At 62.0% G+C, this 19,143-nt stretch carries 19 protein-coding genes and 1 tRNA gene; 7 read left to right on the forward strand and 13 right to left on the reverse strand.

The window, feature by feature from the left end; all coding sequences use genetic code 11:
* Position 1: 1 nt before the first annotated feature.
* Together PZN02_RS11130 and PZN02_RS11135 are read left to right on the forward strand one after the other, a co-directional pair.
* Positions 2-379 (forward strand): DUF488 domain-containing protein, encoded by a 378-nt coding sequence (locus PZN02_RS11130; protein ID WP_280658060.1) that lies wholly within the window; start codon positions 2-4, stop codon positions 377-379.
* Complete coding sequence (locus PZN02_RS11135; RefSeq protein WP_280658061.1) at positions 376-1,320, forward strand: PLP-dependent cysteine synthase family protein; 945 nt, start codon at positions 376-378, stop codon at positions 1,318-1,320. The genes PZN02_RS11130 and PZN02_RS11135 overlap by 4 nt, the downstream gene beginning before the upstream one ends.
* Positions 1,321-1,330: 10 nt before the next feature.
* On the opposite strand, the gene PZN02_RS11140 is transcribed toward PZN02_RS11135, so the two are convergent.
* Positions 1,331-2,215 carry a LysR family transcriptional regulator gene (locus PZN02_RS11140; RefSeq protein ID WP_280658062.1) on the reverse strand — a complete coding sequence of 295 codons (885 nt, stop codon included), beginning with the start codon at positions 2,213-2,215 and terminating at the stop codon, positions 1,331-1,333.
* A 143-nt stretch (positions 2,216-2,358) separates the two neighbouring features.
* Here PZN02_RS11140 and PZN02_RS11145 point away from each other — a divergent pair, with 143 nt between their 5' ends.
* From PZN02_RS11145 to PZN02_RS11155, 3 genes are all read left to right on the forward strand, one after another.
* Positions 2,359-3,204: an oxidoreductase gene (locus PZN02_RS11145; RefSeq protein ID WP_280658063.1), complete on the forward strand. Its 846-nt coding sequence runs from the start codon at positions 2,359-2,361 to the stop codon at positions 3,202-3,204.
* A gap of 49 nt (positions 3,205-3,253) precedes the next feature.
* Positions 3,254-4,096, forward strand: a complete 843-nt coding sequence (locus PZN02_RS11150; protein WP_280658064.1) for an oxidoreductase — start codon at positions 3,254-3,256, stop codon at positions 4,094-4,096.
* Between the two features lie 195 nt (positions 4,097-4,291).
* On the forward strand, positions 4,292-4,762 hold the full coding sequence (locus tag PZN02_RS11155) for an aminoacyl-tRNA deacylase (protein ID WP_280658065.1): 471 nt from the start codon (positions 4,292-4,294) through the stop codon (positions 4,760-4,762).
* A gap of 220 nt (positions 4,763-4,982) precedes the next feature.
* Here the strand turns inward: PZN02_RS11155 and PZN02_RS11160 are convergent, their stop codons facing one another.
* The 11 genes from PZN02_RS11160 to xylF all read right to left on the reverse strand — a co-directional run bounded on the left by PZN02_RS11160 (position 4,983) and on the right by xylF (position 13,894).
* The gene (locus PZN02_RS11160; protein WP_280658066.1) at positions 4,983-5,918 is read right to left on the reverse strand and encodes a bifunctional helix-turn-helix transcriptional regulator/GNAT family N-acetyltransferase; all 936 of its coding nucleotides are present in this window, start codon (positions 5,916-5,918) and stop codon (positions 4,983-4,985) included.
* A 63-nt stretch (positions 5,919-5,981) separates the two neighbouring features.
* A complete protein-coding gene (locus tag PZN02_RS11165) occupies positions 5,982-6,422 on the reverse strand; it encodes a thioesterase family protein (RefSeq protein WP_280658068.1) in 441 nt (146 codons plus the stop codon).
* On the reverse strand, positions 6,419-7,165 hold the full coding sequence (locus PZN02_RS11170; RefSeq protein WP_280658069.1) for a class I SAM-dependent methyltransferase: 747 nt from the start codon (positions 7,163-7,165) through the stop codon (positions 6,419-6,421). Before PZN02_RS11170 ends, PZN02_RS11165 begins: the two co-directional genes overlap by 4 nt.
* A gap of 4 nt (positions 7,166-7,169) precedes the next feature.
* Complete coding sequence (locus PZN02_RS11175) at positions 7,170-7,607, reverse strand: MarR family winged helix-turn-helix transcriptional regulator (protein WP_280658070.1); 438 nt, start codon at positions 7,605-7,607, stop codon at positions 7,170-7,172.
* A gap of 378 nt (positions 7,608-7,985) precedes the next feature.
* Positions 7,986-8,537, reverse strand: a complete 552-nt coding sequence (locus PZN02_RS11180; protein WP_280658071.1) for an alpha/beta fold hydrolase — start codon at positions 8,535-8,537, stop codon at positions 7,986-7,988.
* A gap of 220 nt (positions 8,538-8,757) precedes the next feature.
* The gene (locus PZN02_RS11185) at positions 8,758-9,510 is read right to left on the reverse strand and encodes a hypothetical protein (RefSeq protein ID WP_280658072.1); all 753 of its coding nucleotides are present in this window, start codon (positions 9,508-9,510) and stop codon (positions 8,758-8,760) included.
* Positions 9,510-10,133, reverse strand: a complete 624-nt coding sequence (locus PZN02_RS11190) for a hypothetical protein (RefSeq protein WP_280658073.1) — start codon at positions 10,131-10,133, stop codon at positions 9,510-9,512. Before PZN02_RS11190 ends, PZN02_RS11185 begins: the two co-directional genes overlap by 1 nt.
* 163 nt (positions 10,134-10,296) lie before the next feature.
* Positions 10,297-10,373, reverse strand: a tRNA-Arg gene (locus PZN02_RS11195).
* A gap of 210 nt (positions 10,374-10,583) precedes the next feature.
* Positions 10,584-11,369 carry an ATP-binding cassette domain-containing protein gene (locus PZN02_RS11200; RefSeq protein ID WP_136505789.1) on the reverse strand — a complete coding sequence of 262 codons (786 nt, stop codon included), beginning with the start codon at positions 11,367-11,369 and terminating at the stop codon, positions 10,584-10,586.
* Between the two features lie 14 nt (positions 11,370-11,383).
* On the reverse strand, positions 11,384-12,697 hold the full coding sequence (locus PZN02_RS11205) for a sugar ABC transporter permease (RefSeq protein ID WP_280661463.1): 1,314 nt from the start codon (positions 12,695-12,697) through the stop codon (positions 11,384-11,386).
* A 156-nt stretch (positions 12,698-12,853) separates the two neighbouring features.
* Positions 12,854-13,894, reverse strand: a complete 1,041-nt coding sequence (gene xylF, locus PZN02_RS11210; RefSeq protein WP_280658074.1) for a D-xylose ABC transporter substrate-binding protein — start codon at positions 13,892-13,894, stop codon at positions 12,854-12,856.
* Positions 13,895-14,240: 346 nt separating this feature from the next.
* On the opposite strand from xylF, the gene PZN02_RS11215 reads away from it, so the two are divergent.
* Positions 14,241-15,449 (forward strand): ROK family transcriptional regulator, encoded by a 1,209-nt coding sequence (locus PZN02_RS11215; protein ID WP_280658075.1) that lies wholly within the window; start codon positions 14,241-14,243, stop codon positions 15,447-15,449.
* A 125-nt stretch (positions 15,450-15,574) separates the two neighbouring features.
* On the forward strand, positions 15,575-17,926 hold the full coding sequence (locus PZN02_RS11220; protein WP_280658076.1) for a bifunctional diguanylate cyclase/phosphodiesterase: 2,352 nt from the start codon (positions 15,575-15,577) through the stop codon (positions 17,924-17,926).
* Between the two features lie 77 nt (positions 17,927-18,003).
* Here the strand turns inward: PZN02_RS11220 and iolG are convergent, their stop codons facing one another.
* Positions 18,004-18,996, reverse strand: coding sequence for an inositol 2-dehydrogenase (iolG, locus tag PZN02_RS11225; RefSeq protein WP_280658077.1), 993 nt, complete (start codon positions 18,994-18,996; stop codon positions 18,004-18,006).
* Between the last annotated feature and the right edge of the window lie 147 nt (positions 18,997-19,143).

Here is a 19,143-nt window from a genome sequence, read left to right on the forward strand (position 1 = left end):
GATGACCTCGCTCAAATTGAAGCGTGTGTACGAGGCGCCGGAGACCAGCGACGGCACACGCATCCTCGTCGACCGGCTCTGGCCGCGCGGCATTGCCAAGGACAAGGCCGGGATCGATCTCTGGCTGAAGGACATCGCGCCGAGCGATGCCTTGCGCAAGCGCTTCCATGGAAAGCCGGATGCATGGGACGAGTTCTGCACGGCCTATGCGGCGGAGCTGGAGGGCGCCGCGGCGCAGGCGGCAGTCCAGGAGCTTCGCGAGCGTCTGGCAAAGGGTTCCGTGACGTTGGTCTACGCCGCGCGCAACGAGGAGAGGAACAATGCGGTGGCGCTGAAGGCATGGCTCGAAGGGGGGCGGGGAGGGAACCAGTCGCCATGAGCGAGCTTCGGCGGAACATCTTGCACTGCATTGGCAACACGTCGCTGATCGCCCTCCGGAATATCGTTCCCGCAAACGGCGCGCGCATCTTGCTGAAGCTCGAAAGCGAGAATCCCACCGGCAGCATGAAGGACCGCATGGCACTCGCCATGATTGAGGCGGCGGAGGCGGACGGGCGCCTGAAGCCGGGCGGGGCGGTCGTCGAATATACCGGTGGCAGCACGGGTGTGTCGCTGTCGCTGGTCTGCGCCGTGAAAGGCCATCCGCTCCATATCGTGACGTCCGATGCCTTCGCCCAGGAAAAGCTTGACCACATGAAAATCCTCGGCGCCAAGCTTGAAATCGTGCCGAGTGATGGCGGCAGGATGACGGGAAAACTGACGCGAGACATGATCGAGGCGGCGCGCATCATTGCGCTCGAGATCGGGGCCTTTTGGACCGACCAGATGAAGAACGAGGACCAGATCGTCGCCTATCACGCGATGGCGGAGGAAATCTGGGCCGATACGGCGGGGCGCATCAACGGTTTTGTCCAGAGCGTGGGAACGGCTGCATCCCTCCGTGGCATCGGAGAAGGCTTGCGCCGTCACAACGAGCAGGTTCGGGTCATCGCCGTGGAACCATCGGAATCCGCGGTTCTGTCGGGCGACGAGCCCGGTGCACACAAGATCGATGGTGTGGGCGCCGGGTTCGTCGTGCCGCTCTGGCGCCACGACCTTGCTGACGAGATCGAGCGAGTCTCGACAGGCGAAGCAATCGCGATGGCGATGCGACTCGCCCGCGAGGAGGGGTTGTTTGCCGGCACTTCAACAGGCGCCAACGTTATCGCAGCACTGCGACTGGCCGAACGGCTCGGGTCAGACGCGACCATCGTCACGGTGATGTGCGATACAGGCATGAAGTACCTTCGGAATTACGGGGCGGTGCATCTGCCGGTTTGACTCCCGACGGTCACACCCTCATCGCTTCGATCACGGCCCGCAGCCCCGCCGAAATGTTCCGGCGGCTCGGATAGTAGAGATAAAACCAGTCCTCTGGCGGGCACCATTCGTCGAGGCAGCGGATCAGCCTGCCGTCGATGATCTCGCGTTGCGCGCGGTTTTCCCAGACATAGGCGAGCGCCACGCCGGAGAGCGCCACCTGGACCATGAGTTCCTGGTCGTCGAGCGCGATCGGTCCGCTCGGGTGGAAGGCGACGGCCTCGCCGTTGTGTTCGAATTCCCAGGGGTAGCGGACACCACTCGGATACATGTTCTGGACGCAGACATGGTCCTTCAGTTCATGCGGCGTCTGCGGAATGCTCCGTTCGCGGAAGTAGTCCGGTGCGCCCACAACCGCGAAGCGTAGCCGGGGCCCGACCTTCACCGCCACCATGCCTTCCCGAAGGCTTTCGCCGAGGCGGATGCCGGCGTCGAAGCCTTCCTCGACGATATCTACCAGCCGGTCGGTCGCCGATATCTCGAGTTGCAGATTGGGATTGTCCCGGATGAGCGGCCCCATCACGCGGCCGATGATGAAAGGGGCAATCGAATTCGGGACATTGATGCGCACCTTGCCGAACGGTGTGTCGCGAAACCTGTTGAGCGCGTCGAGCGCCGATCCGATTTCACCGAAGGCGGGCGTGAGATGCGCTTGAAGCATGGTGCCGGCGTCGGTCAGCGAGACGCTGCGGGTCGTGCGATTGAGTAGCCGAAGCCCGATCCGCTCCTCCAGGTTGCTGACGGCATGGCTGATCGCCGAGGCCGTGACCCCACGTTCCTCGGCCGCCTTGCGAAAACTTCGGTGCCGGGCGACGGCGTCGAAGGCCGCGAGTTCTGACAGGTCGGTTGCGCGCATAGATGAATCTCGCTCAGCATTATTGAGAGAATTTCCATTCTAATCACGCAAATCGAATTGCGCCATTCTCCCCTCGTCGCCACGGGCAAAGTCAGCCCGGCCTCGAGGATCTGATCCTCATCCGATCAAGGAAGGAGTTCGCAATGGCACAGACATGGTTCATCACAGGCTGCTCGACCGGCTTCGGCCGCGCGCTCGCACAGCACGTCATCGCGCTCGGCCACAATGTCGTCGTCACGGCTCGTGATGCGGCGCAGGTTGCCGATCTATCGGCCATCGCGCCGGACCGCACGCTCGCTCTCGCGCTTGACGTGACGAAGACAGACGACATTGCCGAGGCGACACGCGCCGCCGAGCAGCGTTTCGGCCACATCGACGTTCTCGTCAACAATGCCGGTGTCGGTTACTTCGGCGCTTTCGAAGAGAGCGACGTGGATGCCGTCCGCGCCATGTTCGAGGTCAATGTCTGGGGTCTCGCCAACATGACGCGCGCGGTCTTGCCCGGCATGCGCCGGCGCCGCTCGGGCACGATCGTCAACATTTCTTCGATCGGCGGGTTGCGGTCGGTACCGTCGCTCAGCTTCTACGCGGCCTCGAAATTCGCTGTCGAAGCCTTGTCCGAGGGGCTGTCGAAAGAGACCGAGCCGCTCGGCATCAAGGTGCTCATCGTCGAGCCCGGTCCCTTCCGCACCGATTGGGCGGGACGCTCCGCCAGCGAGGCCACCGTCTCAAGCAACGACTATGAGGACACGGCAGGTGCCGTCTGGCGCCGGATCAGGGGTTACAGCGGCAAGCAACCCGGCGACCCCGAACGGGCCGCGCGTGCGATCGTCATGGCGGTCAATGCCGCCGAACCACCGCTTAGGCTGCTGCTCGGCCGCGAGGCTCTCGCCGGCGCTCGGGCGAAGCTCGAGGCCTTGCGCAAGGATTTCGATGCGTGGGCCGAAGTGACCGAAGGGGCCGATTTCCCGGCCACCGAATCGAACTGATTGAAACTTGAAGAAAGCGTCCAACTCAAATTAAGGAAAGGATATTTCCATGCGTATCTGGTTCATCACAGGTGCCTCCCGCGGCTTTGGCGCGCTGATCACGAAGGAGGCACTCAGTGCCGGAGATGCGGTCGTCGCCACGGCGCGCCGCGTCGAATCCCTCGATGCCCTCGGCCAGCACGAGAATCTTCTTAAGTTGGCCCTCGACGTCACCAATGAGGAACAGGCTCGGGCGGCGGCCGCGGCAGCGGTGGAGCGCTTCGGCCGGATCGACGTCCTCCTCAACAATGCCGGCTACGGCCTGCTCGGTGCCGTCGAGGAAGCAACCGCGGAAGAAATCGAGAAGATCTATCGCACCAATGTCTTCGGCCTTCTCGCCGTCACCCGCGCCGTCCTGCCGCAGATGCGCAGCCAGCGCTCGGGCCATATCATCAACATCTCTTCGATCGGCGGCTATTCGGCCTTTACCGGCTGGGGCGTTTACGGCTCGACCAAATTCGCGATCGAGGGGCTGACCGAGGCACTAGCGCAGGAATTGGCGCCGATCGGCATCAAGGCGACGGTGGTCGAGCCGGGTTTCTTCCGCACCGACTTCCTGGACGAGCAATCGTTGGCGGTGAGCCCGCTGTCGATCTCGGATTATAGCGAGACCGTCGGCGCCATGCGCGAATTCGCCAAGACGGCAAACCATGCCCAGCCGGGCGACCCGGCACGGCTTGCAAAAGCCATGGTCCAACTCGCCCACGCCGACAACCCGCCGCTGCGTATGCCCTTCGGCAGCGACACGGTCGCCGCGATCGAGGCCAAGAATGCCCATGTCGCAGGCGAACTCGCCGCCTGGCGGGAACTGGCGGTATCGACGGACTTTCCGAAGGACAGTGCGTCCGTCTAACGACCGACGGAATTGCCTAGATCTGGAGGCCGGTGGCTGTGCAAGGTGGCCACCGGCCTTTTTGCGACTGGAGTGGGTATCCGGAGAATTGAAGTCGGGCCTGCGGCGCAACGGCCATTCGTCGTTGACTTCGCAGGTGATGAGAGGAAAATGTTTCTCCTGATACGTCACTACGCAACATTGAGGGTGCCTACGATGACGATCGCAAGGAAACTTCAGGACTATATCGAAGGCGAGGGTGTGGCCTATGACACCGTCGCTCATCACCGCACGGCAACCACCAGTCAGTCGGCGCAGGCGGCGCATGTTCCGGGCAGCAGGCTGGCCAAGTCCGTGGTCGTGCATCACGAAATGGGATATTTTCTCGCCGTTGTTCCGAGCACGCATCGGATCGAACTCTCCACGTTGCAGGAGGTGATGAACAGGCGCCTTGGCCTCGCCTCGGAGGAGGAGGTCAGCACGCTATTCGCCGATTGCGACACCGGCGCGGTGCCGCCCATCGGATCGGCCTATAATGTGCCGGTGGTCCTTGATGAGAGCCTCGGCAACGTCCCCGACGTCTACTTCGAAGGCGGCGACCACAAAACACTGGTGCATGTCAGCGGACCAAACTTCCGCAGCCTGATGAAGGATGCGCAGGTCGCCCGCTTCAGCCACCCGTCGTAACGGTCGCGATCCCGGTCGAGTCCTTGCAACCGGACGCCGAGTTGGCGCTTTCGGGGGTGACCGCGCGTGTAACGGCGTACCCGGCAACGGCACGAAATTCCCCGACGGCTCGAAGATTGCGAAGATCCAGTGGTGAACGGTCCCAAACGCGATGAACAGGGAGCGCTATTGCCTGCCTCATCGGCAGCAGCCTGGCGCTGGGGGCAGCGCCGTGTAGCCGTCACAGCATCAGTTCCCAATTCTGCCCGACCAGATTGTGCCCAAAGCTATGGTGCTTCTCTTCGTGCACGAGGTGAAAGCCTGTCGTTTGGTAGATGTGCCTTGCGGCGGTCAGGATGTCATTGGTCCAGAGGGTGACCTTCGAATAGCCCGCCTGTCGCGCAAAGCGGATGCATTCCTCGACAAGCCGGCGGCCGATCCCGAGACCTCGTGCGCTCGGCTCAGTGTAGAGGAGGCGGAGCTTGCCGACGGTCGCTGATTCTTCAACCAGAAAGACAGAACCGACGATCTCGCCTTCGCGCTCGGCGACCCAGCAGCGTTCGCGGTTCGGCTTGAAGTTTTGAATGAAATCGGCCGTGATCCGGGCGACCAGAGCCTCAAACCTCTCATCCCATCCGTATTCCTCAGAATAGAGCACGCCATGGCGATGGACGATCCAACCCATGTCTCCAGGCTGATGTGTGCGGAGGATATAGGGGACGCGAGTAGGCTCCGGGGTCGGACCCGCGAGCAGGCGCTCGGCCTCGGCGAGTGCCGTGGCAAGTTTCCGCCGTTCGGGCAGTGAGAGGCGATCGAGCATGGCGCTCACTTCGTCGCGCGAACGCGCGTCGATAGTAGCGAAGCTTTCGCGGCCCGCCGGGGTCAGCGAGATCAGAACCTGCCGTCCGTCCTCCAGCGACGGGCTTTTCGAGACGAGACCGCGCTCTTCAAGGCCCCGCAATAGCCGGCTGAGATATCCGGAATCGAGTTCGAGCTCGGCCCCAAGCTCCTTGGCCGTGGATGTCTTGCGCTGCGCCAGTTCGTAGACGAGGCGGCCTTCGGCCAGCGACAGGGGGCCGCCAAGCAGGCCCTCGTGTAGCAGGCCGATGCGGCGTGTGTAGAAGCGACTGAAGCGGCGCACCGCAGCCACATAATCTTCCTGATCAACCTGCGGCATCGAGCACTCATTTAGTTGACGCTGTCAGATATATCGTTGACTTTGTCATATAATCTGACAATGTCAACTATCTGACCTGGACGGCTTGTCAGCCAATCGCCGGGTAAACCGGTTCAGGTCGATGATGGCGCGGCGATGGGTTCCTTCTCCGATCAGACCGGTTTCGTCGCAGCAGGAGACTTTGAAGAGAAGCGACCTCTCTTCTACCGCGATCAGTTCGATCTCTGCCGTCACCGACATGCCAACGGGTGTTGGCGTTACATGGCTGACATCGACATGGGTGCCGACGGTGCGTTGTTCGTCGGTGAGATAGGGACGCAACGCTTCGATGCAGGTCTGCTCGATGAAGCCGATCATCATCGCCGTTGCGAACACCGGCGGCATGTCCCTAAAGCCCGGCCAGGCATCATCGACCTCGGGCACGGTGTGAAATGGGGTCACGGCCAGCCGTTCGCTATGACGCAGGCCAGCCGCGAGTATCGGCAGTTCCCTGGTATCGCTCATATGGTCCCCAATCTCATGTTGATGGGCCAGGACACGGGCCGCTTCTTCGTCGGGTCGCCCCAGAGTTCGGAAATATCCCGCACGAAAGCAGTGAGAATGTCTTCGCGCCCGGCGTCGTTGACACGACGCACGGCGGACCATGTCGAAAGGTAACCAAGAAAATCGCCGAGTTCCCAAGCCCTGTAGATCTCCATCTCTGGTGCCTCGCGCTCATCGAAAGGGAAACTGATATCGGCGTAGCCGGTGTCCACCAGCTTGCGCTCCGGCGGCCAATAGGGGCCGATCTCGTTGCGGTAAAAATCAAGGAACCGCTCCTGAAGATCGTCGGGTTCCAGCCGCAGGACCCCGTAGCTGATGAGCGCGATGGCGGCGTTCTCGACGGCGATCCGGCGGGCCTCGGCATAAAAGGCCGGCAGATCAAACCAGTGGGCGGCCTGTGCTGCCGTGATGAGGCTGGCCGTGTTGTCCGCAAGCGGCAGTTTCTCGGCCGGTGCGCAAAGATATCGCACCTTGTCCTCAGCCTGTGTATTGGCGATCTGGTCTTCGCTTGGGTCGAGCCCGATCACGCTCTCGAAATAGGCCGCCAGCTGCCGGGTCAATTGCCCATTGCCGCAGCCGACATCGACGGCCATCTCGCGCGTAGGCGCAATTCCCGCAAGGAACGTAGACAGCCCGGCCGGGTATTCCGGCCTGAAGTGCGCATAGGCGCTACCTCCTGCATCAAACCAGTTCTTGCGTGGCATGGCGTCATTCCGCATCGACGTGATCCTCGTTTGCGTGGTGTGCGGCGGCCCTCAGTCGGGCGGCAAATCCCTGGTGTTCCAGCGCGCGCGCCGTCTTTGCCAGCACCTCAAGAAGCGGATGGCCAATTTCCTTTTCCAGCGCGTCTATGGCTGCGAACGTGATCGCCCAGTGGGGTTCGAGCCTCTTCAGCAATTCCTGACCGCGAGGCGTCAGATGAACACCGTTCTTGCGCCCATCCTCCAAGCCATGGCGTGCCACCAGATCATCGGCCTCCATCAGCCTCACCGTCTGACTGATCGCGCCCTGCGTGAGGTTGCTGCGGGCTGTGATTTCGGTGACGGTTTCTGCGCCGGCGGCGAGCGCGCGCATGACCGGGGTGTACCTGGCGCGATAAGAAAGGCTCATGGCGCGGTACTCTTCCTCCGCACCCTGATCGACCAATTCTCCGACATAGCGGAGCAATTCACCGAGACCTGGCATCTGTTTATTGTTCATGGCAGCAAATTACATTAGCGCTAATGTAATTTCAAGCGTGAGTTTTCCGGTACGTTTGGTGATCGATCAGATCGACCGATGGACCGCGCACAACGATCAATTGCAGCGTCGAGCCGTCACAAAAACATCTGCGGGGTCGCCGAAGCTAGTACAATCACGTGAAATCGGCGCCGCCGGGGTGGGGTGAGCTAGCATGGCCAAATACCGGATATGAGGTCCCGTTGGAGCGCCCTCCGTGGCGGAACAAGAGCCAGCGAAGGCTTTCACGCCGAAGCCGAAGACGAAGTGGGCCTCCGACGCGGGAGTTGGCTTGGCAGGCCCGTCTCATGTCAAAGCGCGGACGCCAGCGGCAACCTCGGCCAAATCGTCGTTGAGCTGGTGATTGCGGCCGTGGAGCCGATGCACGATCGCGCCGGGTATCGCTTTCTCATAAAGGTCGACATGCGCAAACGGCGCCGTGTCGTCTTTGCTGCCATGATAGAGATAGATCGGCGTCTTTGAAGGCAGTCTCGAACCTAGATCGACCATTGGCTGGATGTCCTCGCTCGGCCACCCACCAGCACCAACAAAGGGCGCTGCGATGAGAAATACGCCAGTAAGCTTCCGGCTCGGTGGTGCCTCCGCCAGGGCGCTGATCAGAATCGTTCCGCCAAGTGAGTGGCCTATCAGTATCGCGCCATCATCGAGGCCGGCGATCTCTTCCGCGAGCGCGGCCTTCCATATGGAATAGCTGGGATCGGCCTCGTTCGGCATGCGCGGGTAGCGGACGTCGTAGACAGGCCCAAGTTCTCGCCTCAAGCTATCGACGAGCTTGTTGTCCCATTCATCATGGGTCCCTGCGCCTCCGCCTTGAATGAACAAGACTTGCTTCTTCATCGTTGAGGTCCTTGCACGGTAGCATATCGCCGCCTGTGGCGTCGCAAAACCGAACCACTAAAGACGTCTGTCGCCGCTGGGGCCTAGAATCGGCGGTTGCTGGCGTTCGCAGGTTTATATCGAAGTCTCACGCTGATGCCGAGCGTGAGATCTGTGATCCAATCCGGCGGTTCGCGAAATCCTTCCTTTAGCGGATCGACAGCGTCTTCTTCGGCCATGGCTATACCAGCGCAACAACGACGTTGTTCACGAGATCAGTGACGACATCATCGGCCTGAGACTGCAGTATGGTGACCTGTGAGGGATGCGCCGCCATATTCCTCTTCTTCAGCTTCTCCCGCAGGATTTCGGTGGTGTTCTTCGAGAACAGGGAGGCGTTCTGGCAGACGTCGATCGTCTCCGCTTCCTTTAACTCTTCGAAGTGCTCTATGGACGAGACCACGAGACCGGTCTTCCTGGGGAAGCGTCGTCCGATAGCCGCGTTGAAGTCCGCGATGCGCTGGGCGTCGGCAAGGATCCACCTGAGCAGGTGGTCGAATGCTAGGTTCCAAGTCATCACGACGCAGGCCCGAAAGGCTTCGGCGCGGTAGCAGCTCAGGGCTTCCCGGAGAAACGCGCGTTCGGTCATGTCGGGGATTTTGTCAGGAAGGTCGGACAGGAGCCTGCTGACCTGGATCACGCTCTGGTGGACGCCGTACTTCTTGTCGAGTTCCGAGCGGACGCTGCGGGCTAGACGATACCGGCTGCGCTCCCTGAGCAGTTCGGGCGGCTTAGACACGGCCATGCGCGGCAGATAAACGGACACGTCGGGGGAGTTCAGGTGGAGCTGCTTGAAGCAGTTCCTGACCGCCTCGTTGTCGAAGGACGCCATCGCCTTGTGCACGTGAAGGAACCACGCGCAGACCTTTATCTTTTCCTTCGGCGCGAGGCCGTCGAATCCATCGACCTGGTGGACGAATTCAGAAATCTCCATCAGTCGCCGCCGCCCGCTCGCAACTTCTCGACTTCTGCAATTCCGAGGTGGTTGATCGCGTAGTGACCCTTCTCGCCAGGGGTCGTCATGTACTGTGCGAATTTAAGGTCACGAAGGGGTTGGGAGAAGTCCGGAATGCTTACGGACCACTTCAAGGTCCTGAATCCGGTGTAGATGTGCGAGGCCGTCACCAGCGGGGTATCGCGGTGTTCCTTAAACCAAGCCGCGATCATCAGGAAGCGCTTCGCGTTGCTCTTCGGGCTTGCGCCTTGGACATAGGATGCCAACGAAACGCCGGTAGTCATGTCGATCTCAAGGACCTCCGGGGCTGGCTTTGCTGTCCGCTGGGTCTTCGGCCGAGACTGCCTGACCGGAGTTTCGATCTCGACCACCTCCGCTTCCTCGATGTCGTCCTCGTTGTCGATCTCGGCCTCGCGAGCGACTGCCTTTACGCCATTCGGACCAGCGATGCGCTGGGTGGTGGTTGCTGGCGGCGACGTCTTCAATGCGTTCTGAATGGCCTGCGTGATTTGCCCGATATCGCCGTCTGCGATCTCCGCCTCGACCATGATGAAGCGGATTTTGGAGGTTCCTCCGGTCTTGCCTGTCGTTCCCTTAGCCATACAACGCTCTCGCCTGAATGCAGTGGCACCGAATCACTTGGATCAGGGTATCGCGAGATGGCATTTCAACGACAACGCGAGTCCTTGCACGGCGGGACTATTCCACAGGAATTCTTCATACGAGAAACTCGGACCCTGGTTGGTTGCCAAGCGTGAGAGGAAATGGCGCACCCGACAGGATTCGAACCTGTGACCTTTGGAATCGGAATCCAACACTCTATCCAGCTGAGCTACGGGTGCATCCGTTGGCGGCAGGGCCGCCGAAGCAGGCTATGAGCGGTTCTTAGCCTAGCTTGCGCGCCGCTTCAATGGTGATTGATGGAGTTTGCAGCGGATTTTTGCGTACTGTGTTCGCGTCGAGCCTGCAGCGCTGCTTAGGGCAGGGACTTCCGAAAAGAGAAATGCCGCGTCCCCGGACGCGGCATTCGCGGTGTCTGCAGTGCTCCGTCCTCACGCCATCTGCATGGCGCCGGGGCCAGGGATCGCCTTTGGCGGCACCTTGCCCATGATGATCATGCCGAGCACCTCGTCCTTGGTCACATCCTCGGTGCGGGCGTGGCCGACGACCTGGCCGTTCTTCATCACCGAGACGCGGTCGGCGAGGTCGAAGACGTCGTGGATGTCGTGGCTGATCAGGAAGATGCCGATGCCTTCGCGCTTCAGCTGCTTGATGAGCTCGCCGACCTGCGCGGTTTCCTGCGGGCCGAGGGCAGCCGTCGGCTCGTCCATGATCAGGATGCGGGCGTTGAAAAGGATCGCCCGCGCGATCGCCACCGATTGCCGCTGGCCGCCGGAGAGCGCCTTTACCGGTTCCTTGAAGCGCTGGAAGTTCGGGTTGAGGCGGCCCATGACCTCGCGCGCCTTCGCCTCCATCGCCACGTCGTCGAGCGTGCCCCAAGGGGTGCGGAGTTCCCGGCCGAGATAGAGATTGGCGGCGGCGTCGACGTTATCGGCGACGGCGAGTGTCTGGTAGATCGTCTCGATGCCGTATTTCTTGGCGTCGCGCGGATTGTGGATGTCCGCCGGTTCGCCATTGATCAGGATCTCGCCGGCATCGCGCCGGTAGGCGCCGGAAAGGATCTTGATCAGCGTCGACTTGCCGGCGCCGTTGTGGCCGAGGAGCGCCACGACTTCACCCGGATAGAGATCGACGGACGCGTTGTCCACCGCGTGGATACCGCCGAAGGAGATGGAAATGTTCTTCATTTCCACGAGCGGAGTGCGTTGATCTGTCATGTTCGAACTCCTGATTATTTCGCGCGGGCGCGATAGACGGTATCGAGCCAGACGGCGGTCACCAGCACGACGCCGACGACGATCCGCTGCAGCGGGCTGTCGATGCCGAGCAGCACCATACCGGACTGCAGCGACTGCATGACGAGGGCGCCAAGCATGGCACCGGCGATCGTGCCCATGCCGCCGGCAAGCGAGGTGCCGCCGATGACGGCCGCGGCGATCGTGTAGAGTTCGTCGAGCTCGCCCTGGGCATTGGTGGCGGCGTTGAGGCGTGCCGTCGAGATCGCAGCGGCGACGGCACAGAGCATGCCCATCAGCGCGAAGATGCGGACGGTCACCCAGCGCGTCTTGATGCCGGCGAGCTCGGCTGCCTCCGGATTGCCGCCGATCGCGAAGACATAGCGGCCGAAGCGCAGGCGCGTGGCGATGAAGGTCATGACGATGCCGATGACGATGGCGATCAGCACCGGAATGGCGATGCCGTGAGCGATGAAGAGGCCGCCTTCGGGCCAGGTGATGCCGTTGGCTTCGGCATATTTGCGGGCGATGTTGGTCGGCCAGGGGTAGCTGTTGACGACCGCCACGGCGCCGAGAACGAGGGCGCAGCCAATTCCCGACAGGAAATACTCCGCCCAGACCGGGCGGCGTGGGAAGCCGAAGCGCTTGCGCTGCTTGCGGGCATTGATGATGCTGGCGACGATCGCGAGACAGGCAAGGAAGCCGACGATCCAGCTTGCCGTTGCGCCGATCGAGCCTTCGGTACCGCCGCCCATCAGGCGGAAGGTGGCGTCCATCGGCGCGACCGTGCGGCCGCTCGTCACGAACCAGGTGGCGCCGCGCCAGACGAGCAGCCCGCCAAGCGTGACGATGAAGGACGGCACGTTGAGGAAAGCGATGATCATGCCGTGGAGCGCGCCAATCGCCGCTCCAAGGGAAAGGCCGGCAAGCAGTGTGATGATCCAGGTGGCGGGATGGTTGAAGCCGAGGACCTGCGGCAGCAGTTCGGCCTGCAGCACGCCCATGATCATGCCGACGAAGCCGAGGATGGAGCCGACCGACAGGTCGATGTTGCGCGTGACGATGACAAGAACCATGCCGGTCGCCATCACGGCGACAGAAGCGGTCTGCACCGAAAGGTTCCAGAGGTTTCGCGGCGTGAGGAACAGGCCGTTGGACAGGAAGTCGAATCCGATCCAGATGATCAGCATTGCGCCGACCATGCCGAGCAGGCGCGTGTCGATTTCGGTGGCGCGGAAGAAGCGCTTCACCGGATTTTCAGCCGCGCTGCGCGCGCGATTAAAATGTGCGGTATTTGTCGTGTCGGCCATGGCCGCCGTCCCCCACTGTTTCCATTTGCTCATGCGGTTTGTTTTCGCGCCGCGTTGCCGCGATCTTATCACCCGCATGCGGAGAGTCCCGACTTCAAGCAAACGCCGCAACGGGTCGCGTTGCGGCGTCTTGAGGTCAATTCAAATGCCGAGCCGTCAGTTGCACGCGGCGGTGGTGCCGGCAGCAACGCCCTGGCAGGCTGCGTCCTTGGAAATCCAGCCCGCGTCGATGACGACGTTCAGATTATCCTTGGTGATGGCAAGCGGTGCCAGGAAGACCGACTTCATGGCAACACCCTTCGGTCCGCCGTTGAAGGTTTGAACGCCCTCGATCTCGTCCATCGTCTTGCCGGCGGCGAGCGCGGAAGCGATTTCAGCGGCCTTCTTGCCGAGCTCGCGCGCGTCCTTCCAGACGGAAACGGTCTGGGTGCCGAGCGCGACGCGGTTGAGCGCCGCAAAGTCGCCGTCCTGTCCGGATACCGGAACGGAGCCGGCGAGGCCCTGTGCCGAAAGCGCGGCAATCGCGCCGCCGGCCGTGCCGTCGTTCGAAGCGACGACCGCGTCGACCTTGTTGTCGTTGGCGGTCAGGAACTGCTCCATATTCTTCTGAGCATTTTCCGGCTTCCAGCCATCGGTGTAGGCCTCGCCGACATTCTTGACCTTGCCGCCGTCAACCGCTTCCTTCAGCACTTCCATCTGGCCGGCAAAGAGGAAGTCGGCATTCGGGTCGGACGAGGAGCCCTTGATGAAGACGAAGTTGCCTTCCGGCTTCGCCTTGAAGACTTCCCGGGCCTGCATGCGGCCCACTTCCTTGTTGTCGAAGGTGATGTAGAAGGCGGCCGGATTCTCGATCAGGCGGTCGTAGCCGACCACCGGAATGCCCTCTGCGGTGGCCTTTTCGATCGCCGGGGCGATCGCGTCGGAATCCTGGGCGAGCACGATCAAGGCGTTTGCGCCCTGCGCGATCAGCGATTCGATGTCGGTCAGCTGCTTGGCGGCGGAAGACTGGGCATCGGCTGAGATATACTTGTCGCCGGAAGCTTCAAGCGCGGCCTTGATGGCAGCCTCGTCGGTCTTCCAACGCTCTTCCTGGAAGTTCGACCAGGAAACGCCGACGACAAGATCCTTGGCGATCGCCGCCGAATGCATGGACGCGATGATGGCAGCCCCCGCCATCAACTTCAAAACGGATTTCATTTCATCCTCCCAAGTGGTTGCGCCGTGCGCACGAACCTCCCGCACGCCTCCTCGGCCAACCGTGAAGTGCTGTCGCAAACCCGCCGCAACCAGTGCGGACTTTTTTCTCGACAGTCGAGAAAATAAATGTCAGAGTTTTAGCAAGCTGTCAACAAGGCTCGGTGCAGCGGCATGCGCCTTATCCGAGAAGCGCGAAAAGTCGCTGTAGCACTTTGAAATGCTGTATCTTTTTGTCCTTAGGCCGGCTGCGATCGAAGGAAATGTGCACGGCGCCTTGTCTTGCCGTTCAACAGATGCTTTGGAGGAGGCATGGGGCTGAAGGATCCGCCATCGACAGGGACGCGTAATGCTGACGAAGTCCAGCACTGAGCTTGTACGTCAGCAGAACAGCACGCTTGTCCTTGCGGCGCTCCGCCGGAAAGGTTCCTTGTCCCACACGGAAATCGCGTCGGAGACCGATCTCGCCTCGGCTACCGTCTCCGCCATCACCGCGGAACTCGAACGCGCCGGAATCATCGCCAGAAGCGAGCAGCATGTTCAGGGCGGCCGTGGCCGGCCGCGTGTGCTTTTCATGCCAAAGCGCGACTGCGGCCATGTGATCGTCGTGCGCATCTCGTCCGATATCGTGCAGTACTCGCTCGTCGATTACGGCGGCACGCTGCTCGACCGGTTCGAGGAGTCCAGAAATCACGACCTGAAAGGTACCGCCGCTTTCGGGCGGATATTCGCCGCCGCGCTTGAACGGTTGCTTCAGCGCTCCCGCATCACGAAGGAAGAGGTGCTCGCCATCTCGATCAGCAGCAAGGGCCTTGTTGCCGCTGATGCAGCGCGGCTGATCTGGTCGCCGGTTTTCGGCCGTGAGGAACTCGATTTCGAAGAGCTGCTGCGTCCGGACTGGCGGGCCAAGATCATGCTCAGCAACGAGACGCTGCTGGTTGCCCAGGCGCTTGCCGTCCGCCCCCAGAAGGGGAGAGAAGACTTCAAGGCGCTTGCAGCCATATCGCTCGGACACAGCATCGGTCTCGGCCTTGCGCGGAAAGGGCGTCTCGGAGACCTCGATGTTTCGGCGCCGAATTTCGGGCACATGCTGCACGCGAGTTCCGCCGGGCTTTGCCGGTGCGGCAGCCATGGCTGCATCGAGGCGGCCGCGGGTTTCTATGGAATCCTGCGCACGGCGTTCGAGGTGCCTTCCGACACGATCCCCGCGAAGTTCGTGCCGCTATCGGAGATGGACAAGATCGCGGCCAGCGCGCGCCAGGGGCACCGCATGGCCGGCTATGCATTCCGCCAGGCCGGCATCGCGCTCGGCAATGGCATTTCCCGCCTGCTCAGCCTCTACGAGCCGATGGCGATCTTCGTCACCGGGCCGGGGACACGTTACTTCGACCTCCTCCATAAAGGGATGGAGGAGGGGCTTGCCCAGTCCCTGCAGGTGCGCCTGCAAGGACCGCCGGAGATCGCGGTGGCGGCCGACGAGCAACAGCTCGTTTTCGATGGCCATCTCAATCGCGCACTGAGCGCGATCGACGCCGACATTGCCGGCGGGCATGGTTAAGTTCAAACATACGGTCAGCAGTCCGCGCCGCTCGGTCGAAATTTTGGAGGCGAGTCTTCGCGCTTTTGCAATTTACGGTTATTTAGCGACTCATTGCAAAGCTGTCCCCTGACGCGGGGGCAGCCATGTTTTCAGTGATTGCATGCATACGCAATGATCATGACTGGCGACTGATCGCCGTTGCGGCGATCGTTTGTCTTGCCGGCAGCGTCGCCACGATGCTGCTCCTCATGCGCGCGCAGCGCAGCGCGGGCAGCCAGCGACGCCACTGGACCATCGCCTGCGCCTTTGCGTCCGGCGTCGGTATCTGGTCGACACACTTCATCGCGATGCTTGCCTACGATGGCGGCATACCGATCGCGTATGATATCCGAGGCACGACCCTCTCGGTGCTGGTGGCGATCTCGGCGTCCTGGATTGCATTTACCGTGGCCCTGGCCGGGACCTTCCGTTACGCCTTTGCCGTCGGCGGTTTGCTGCTCGGCCTCGGCATCGCAGCGATGCATTTTACCGGCATGCGCGCGGTGGAAACGCAAGGCCAGGTTACGTTCGATTTTGCATCAACCGTGACCGCCGTCATCGTCGGCGCGCTGATCGCGGGCGTGGCGCTTCATATGTTCCGGACGCTGCGCGGCGTTCGCCGGCTGGTCGTGTCCACGGTCCTGCTCGTGTTTGCGATTTGCGCGATGCACTTCAAGTCGATGAGCGGTGTGAGCCTTGTGCCGGATCCGAGCGTTGCCGCCGCCGATGCATTCGATCCCGCCTGGCTTGCCGGCGGTGTGATCGCCGCATCGACGACACTCATCCTCATGGCTTTCGGCGCGCTCTTTCTCGACCGCCACCTCACCGATCTTCGCGGGCTCGTCAACGCGTCGCTCGAAGGCATGATGATCGTCCGCGGCGATGAAATCGTCGACGTGAATGAGCGTTTCGCCGACCTTTGCGGCCGGACCTCAACCGAACTGGCAAAGAGAAACCTCACGGAGTTGTTCGTGCAGGATCGAGAGCGGCCGGCGGAGCGTCGGGCGTTCGGCGGATCATGCGAACTCGAATTGCTTCACGCGGACGGGAGGCGAATTCCCGTCGAATACGTGTGCCGCACGATCGAATACCGGGGCCGGGAGTGCGACGTGATTTTCGTGCGCGATCTCAGTCAGCGCAAGGAGGCGGAACGCACGATCGAGCACCTTGCGCATCATGATGCGCTGACGGACCTTTCGAACCGCAGTTCGTTCGACCGCCGCATGGCGCAGGCGATCGCCGTGGCTCGCGCGAGGGACGAACCGCTCGCCGTCCTCTGTCTCGACCTCGACCGCTTCAAGGCCGTCAATGATATTTTCGGTCACTGCGAAGGTGATCGCATCTTGCGCAAGGTGTCCGACATCCTGCGTAAAGCATGCGGGGAAGGCGATACGATCGCGCGGCTCGGCGGCGACGAATTCGCGATCATCCAGCCTTCCGCCGGGCAGCCCGAGGCAGCGCGGCAATTGTCGGAGCGCATTCTCAGGCTTTTCGCGGAGGAAATGGACACGAGCCGTGATCCGATGGCTGTCGGGGTCAGTATCGGGGTGGCGATCTATCCGGCCGACGGGATGACGGCGGACCGACTTTGCAACAACGCCGATACGGCGCTCTACCGGGCAAAGCGGAGCGGTAAGGGAGTTGCCTGCTTCTTCGACGCCGAGATGGATACAGCGGTGCGCACGCGCCGGCAGATGGAAAATGACCTTCGGCATGCGGTTGTCAGGCGCCAGCTTTTCCTCGAATACCAGCCGCTCGTCGACGTTCGTGACGACAGGGTCGTCGGCTACGAGGCACTGTTGCGCTGGCGGCACCCCGATCGCGGCCTCGTCAGTCCCGGTGTCTTCATTCCAATTGCCGAGGAAAGCGGCTCGATCATCCAGATCGGCGAGTGGGTGCTCGAGCAGGCGTGCCTTGAAGCGGTCCGGTGGAACGAGCCGCTGGCGATTTCAGTCAATATATCCCCGGTGCAGTTTCTGCTTCCCAACCTCTTTGACCAGATCGAAGGGATTCTGAGGCGCACCGGTCTCGAGCCGCGCCGGCTGGAGTTGGAGATCACCGAAGCAGCCCTGATACACAATAGAGACGACGTGCTGGCGACGCTCGTCCGGCTGCGGCTGCTCGGCGTGCGCATCGTCATGGACGATTTCGGGACGGGGCATTCCTCGCTCAGCAATCTCCAGACCTTCCCGTTCGACAAGCTGAAGATCGATTGCAGCTTCACGGCGGCTCTCGACAAGGATCCTGCGGCGCATGCCATTATCCGCGCGATCATCGCGCTTGGCCAAAGCCTCAATCTGCCGGTGGTGACCGAAGGCGTCGAAACAGAGCGACAGAAGCAGATCATCGTCGACGAGGGATGCCGGCAGATTCAGGGCTTCCTCTCCGGCCGCCCGGGGCGCGCACCGAGTTCCAGCCACTCGGCGCAGGACCGGCCGAAAAGGATCGAGGCGTGATTTTTACCGACTGAAAAAGATCAAGGCCGGGCACTAACAGTGGCCCGGCCCTGTCCGTTTTGTCGAAAATGCTGGCGTCAGGCGACGCTGACCTGCCGCTTCTCGGCAACCGACTTCACGGCCGCGTCTGCCAGCGCCAGCGCTGCGAGGCCATCCTTGCCGGAGGGCGTGATTTCCGCGCCTTTTTCGATCGCGGCGATGAAGCTCTCGATCTCGTTTGCGTAAGCCTCGGTATAGCGCGTCATGAAGAAGTCGTGCAGCGGCGGACGGGTGTAGCCTTCGCCGGTGGCGATTTCGATCGATACGGGGCGCTGGTTTTCCGCCGAGACGACACCCTTCGATCCGTGAACCTCGATCCGCTGATCGTAGCCATAGGTGGCGCGGCGCGAATTCGAGATGATTGCCTGCTTGCCGGAGGCCGTCTGCAGGATGACCGAAACGCTGTCGTAGTCGCCGGCCTCGCCGATCGCCTTGTCGACGAGCACGGCGGCAGTGGCGGTCACGGTAACGGGCTCTTCCCCGAGCAGGAAGCGCGCCATGTCGAAGTCGTGGATCGTCATGTCGCGGAAGATGCCGCCCGAGCGCTTGATGTAATCGACCGGCGGTGCACCCGGATCGCGCGACGTGATCGTCACCATCTCGACATCGCCGATGCGGCCGTCGTCGATCGCCTTGCGCACCGCCATGAAATGCGGATCGAAGCGGCGGTTGAAACCGACCATCAGCTTTGCCTTGGTGTCAGACACGACCTTGAGGCAGGCCCTTACGCGCTCGACATCGAGATCGATCGGCTTTTCGCAGAAGATCGCCTTGCCGGCGCGGGCGAAGCGCTCGATCAGGTCGGCGTGGGTGTCGGTCGGCGTGCAGATGACGACGGCATCGATATCGGCAGCGCTTTCGATTTCTTCGATCGTGCGCACTTCGCAGCCATAGGCCTTGGCGATGGCGTCCGCCGCGGCCGGGAAGGCGTCGGCAACCGCGACGAGGACGGCCTCGGGATTGCCGCTGACGGCTTTCGCGTGAACCTTGCCGATGCGCCCGGCGCCCAGAAGACCAAATCTCACTGTCATGTTCGTCTCTCTCGAAATCCGGTCGCAACCGGAAGGGGGCGCGATGATTGACGCTCATCGCGCAAAAGCGTCGCGGACCACGTTGCCCGCGCATACGAAGGAACTGCCGGCAGTTATGTCCCCGCGCACCGCGGCGACGTGTGTCTC

The sequence above is a fragment of the Sinorhizobium garamanticum genome (genome assembly GCF_029892065.1).
Classification (GTDB): Bacteria; Pseudomonadota; Alphaproteobacteria; order Rhizobiales; family Rhizobiaceae; genus Sinorhizobium; species Sinorhizobium garamanticum.

Coding starts and splice junctions, on each gene's coding strand:
- PZN02_RS11130 (WP_280658060.1), top strand. CDS start 2: ATGACCTCGCTCAAATTGAAGCGTGTGTACGAGGCGCCGGAGACCAGC.
- PZN02_RS11135 (WP_280658061.1), top strand. CDS start 376: ATGAGCGAGCTTCGGCGGAACATCTTGCACTGCATTGGCAACACGTCG.
- PZN02_RS11140 (WP_280658062.1), bottom strand. CDS start 2,215: ATGCGCGCAACCGACCTGTCAGAACTCGCGGCCTTCGACGCCGTCGCC.
- PZN02_RS11145 (WP_280658063.1), top strand. CDS start 2,359: ATGGCACAGACATGGTTCATCACAGGCTGCTCGACCGGCTTCGGCCGC.
- PZN02_RS11150 (WP_280658064.1), top strand. CDS start 3,254: ATGCGTATCTGGTTCATCACAGGTGCCTCCCGCGGCTTTGGCGCGCTG.
- PZN02_RS11155 (WP_280658065.1), top strand. CDS start 4,292: ATGACGATCGCAAGGAAACTTCAGGACTATATCGAAGGCGAGGGTGTG.
- PZN02_RS11160 (WP_280658066.1), bottom strand. CDS start 5,918: ATGCCGCAGGTTGATCAGGAAGATTATGTGGCTGCGGTGCGCCGCTTC.
- PZN02_RS11165 (WP_280658068.1), bottom strand. CDS start 6,422: ATGAGCGATACCAGGGAACTGCCGATACTCGCGGCTGGCCTGCGTCAT.
- PZN02_RS11170 (WP_280658069.1), bottom strand. CDS start 7,165: ATGCCACGCAAGAACTGGTTTGATGCAGGAGGTAGCGCCTATGCGCAC.
- PZN02_RS11180 (WP_280658071.1), bottom strand. CDS start 8,537: ATGAAGAAGCAAGTCTTGTTCATTCAAGGCGGAGGCGCAGGGACCCAT.
- PZN02_RS11185 (WP_280658072.1), bottom strand. CDS start 9,510: ATGGAGATTTCTGAATTCGTCCACCAGGTCGATGGATTCGACGGCCTC.
- PZN02_RS11190 (WP_280658073.1), bottom strand. CDS start 10,133: ATGGCTAAGGGAACGACAGGCAAGACCGGAGGAACCTCCAAAATCCGC.
- PZN02_RS11200 (WP_136505789.1), bottom strand. CDS start 11,369: ATGACAGATCAACGCACTCCGCTCGTGGAAATGAAGAACATTTCCATC.
- PZN02_RS11205 (WP_280661463.1), bottom strand. CDS start 12,697: ATGGCCGACACGACAAATACCGCACATTTTAATCGCGCGCGCAGCGCG.
- xylF (WP_280658074.1), bottom strand. CDS start 13,894: ATGAAATCCGTTTTGAAGTTGATGGCGGGGGCTGCCATCATCGCGTCC.
- PZN02_RS11215 (WP_280658075.1), top strand. CDS start 14,241: ATGCTGACGAAGTCCAGCACTGAGCTTGTACGTCAGCAGAACAGCACG.
- PZN02_RS11220 (WP_280658076.1), top strand. CDS start 15,575: ATGTTTTCAGTGATTGCATGCATACGCAATGATCATGACTGGCGACTG.
- iolG (WP_280658077.1), bottom strand. CDS start 18,996: ATGACAGTGAGATTTGGTCTTCTGGGCGCCGGGCGCATCGGCAAGGTT.